4 protein-coding genes are annotated in these 2095 nt (G+C 36.4%); all 4 read right to left on the reverse strand.

Annotated elements, in window-relative coordinates:
- Positions 1–266 precede the first annotated feature (266 nt).
- Entirely contained in the window at positions 267–626 is a 360-nt protein-coding gene (locus tag AC3AX0_RS12240) for a hypothetical protein (RefSeq protein WP_487550561.1), read from the reverse strand.
- Between the two features lie 13 nt (positions 627–639).
- Positions 640–1404 (reverse strand): HNH endonuclease signature motif containing protein, encoded by a 765-nt coding sequence (locus AC3AX0_RS12245; RefSeq protein ID WP_487550562.1) that lies wholly within the window; start codon positions 1402–1404, stop codon positions 640–642.
- A gap of 1 nt (position 1405) precedes the next feature.
- A complete protein-coding gene (locus AC3AX0_RS12250) occupies positions 1406–1636 on the reverse strand; it encodes a hypothetical protein (RefSeq protein ID WP_487550563.1) in 231 nt (76 codons plus the stop codon).
- A gap of 68 nt (positions 1637–1704) precedes the next feature.
- Positions 1705–2034: an HTH domain-containing protein gene (locus AC3AX0_RS12255; RefSeq protein WP_487550564.1), complete on the reverse strand. Its 330-nt coding sequence runs from the start codon at positions 2032–2034 to the stop codon at positions 1705–1707.
- Positions 2035–2095 lie beyond the last annotated feature (61 nt).

Raw genomic sequence — 2095 nt, forward strand, 5'->3', positions numbered from 1 at the left:
CCCCCTTTGTTAATGCTGAATTATAAAATGTCTATAATCCAACCCGCTAAGCTTCTTTTTTAGTTTACAAATTATTCTATTTATCTTCCCATCCACATAGTACTCTGTCATCAGGAACTCTATAGATGATTATCATTTCATTTAACTTGGTTAAAATATCTTCGTAATGTTTTAAATGCTTACTTATTTCAGTCTCTGTCCGATTCGGGCTATCCAACCATGATTCAGCTGCCTTCTCTCGTTTCAACAACGCTATATACTCTCTTTTATGAATCTCCATTCTCTGCACCAGCCTTTTTCCTGAACATAATCCTATGATGGATATTGCCTCCTAAGGAAGTTTCACAACTGTCACAATAGTCCATGTCGAATTCATCTGATTCTTCAGGTGGGCATAAGGGCATCATGCAGCTACTGCATATTGGGACATTGAATCTGTCATACCTGTTGTCTTTTGTCATTCTATCAACCACATAGGAATCCAGCACTCTGTAATTAGAACCACATGAAGCTAGTTCTTTTTGATACTTCAATTTCAACGGCTGCACATATATGTATCCATCCTCAGAAAAGGTCTTCAGCACCTTTTCCCAATATTCATTCTCTCTTTCTTCAAATCCATTCATCCTATTTCCTCACTTATCTTCTTTCATATATTTTTTCAAATACCTTTGCAACTGCCACTCCTGTTTTGGTAAGATCTGCATCAGGTTGAAATAATTTATTCCTGCTCATGATGAACATCTGTCTTTTCGATAACAATATTAGATTATCGATGCTTATATTAAATTTGTTTCTATCGGCAAAAATCACCACATTGCCATCTGGAATAGGTCCATTATGTGCTTCCCACACTAGATGATGTTTGCCCTTCCATTTACTTGGGAATGATGAAATCTTGACTTCAACATATCCATGTGAGTCTATTCTTTCTGTTCCAATAGACAAGTATCCTGCTTGATCAATGCCTTCACCACTAACAGAAACACAATACTTAAGCATATTCTCTTTGCTGTCCAAATAGTCTTTAGGCAAAGCACCTGTAACTCCACTTTGCAGCTTATGTCGTTTGTAATACCACTTTATTTGACTATACTCGTAGCTTGTCCCAAAAGTTTCATTGAGCAATGCAGTCATTAATGTCGGTCCACATCCCTTATGATTTTCAAGTATAAAATCGTTAATCTTTTTCGGGAATGAACTAGTCATACAACCCTTTCTTCTGCCCCTAGGGGTGTCACTTCTTAAGTTATAATTCCCTTTGTAGGATCTCATCTTAGCCACAGTAAACTGCAATCCGAATTTCTCATTTACAAGATTAACAAGTTCCTTTGTAGTGTTGCCCTTAGAATTTAATATTATAAATTCTTTAACTTCCTTCGAATACTTTGGAGGTCTGGCCATGTTAACCCTCTAACATCTTAGGAATTTCCAATTCAGAATCCATCCTGTCATCTTGCATTTTTTTAGCCTTGAGCACTAATGCCCCGTTTGCAATAATTCTCGAAGCTACATTGTTTACAGCGTTAGCCCTGTCAATTTCTTCCTGGAGCTGTGCACCTTTTAAATCTTCCTCGCTTAATCTTTCAAGCTGCGCAAACAAATGATTGTTTAAATCACCTAGTGTATTCTTCATCTCTTGTATTCACCTCATTTAATAAAATCTGTTACTGCTGCCAAGATAATTACCATACATCTCATATACTATGTCTCTTCCATTAAATCTAGTAATGTGTAGTCATATGCCCTTCGCCCATACCCTTCCTGGACCTTCTTGTTTCTCTTCAAAATCACCATTGCTCTTTTATGATTTTCGTTCAAGTAATGATCTATATGCTTGTCAGTATCAGCAATGAAATAACCAGCATGATTCGAGTAACTGCATATCGGTATTCCATCATCTCTTAGAGCTGAGATATACTGTCTTACAGATCTATCACTTATGCCACACTTTCTTTCTAGCTCTTTTCTAGAAGTGGAATTACCTTCACCATATTTAAGCAATTTATGTACTTCATTCTTTTTAGATTCCATAGGTACCCTCTTTACCATATTCTTATTTCGACTTTACCTTTAATCAATCAAACTCTTCATC

Source organism: Dethiosulfatibacter sp. (genome assembly GCF_983023055.1).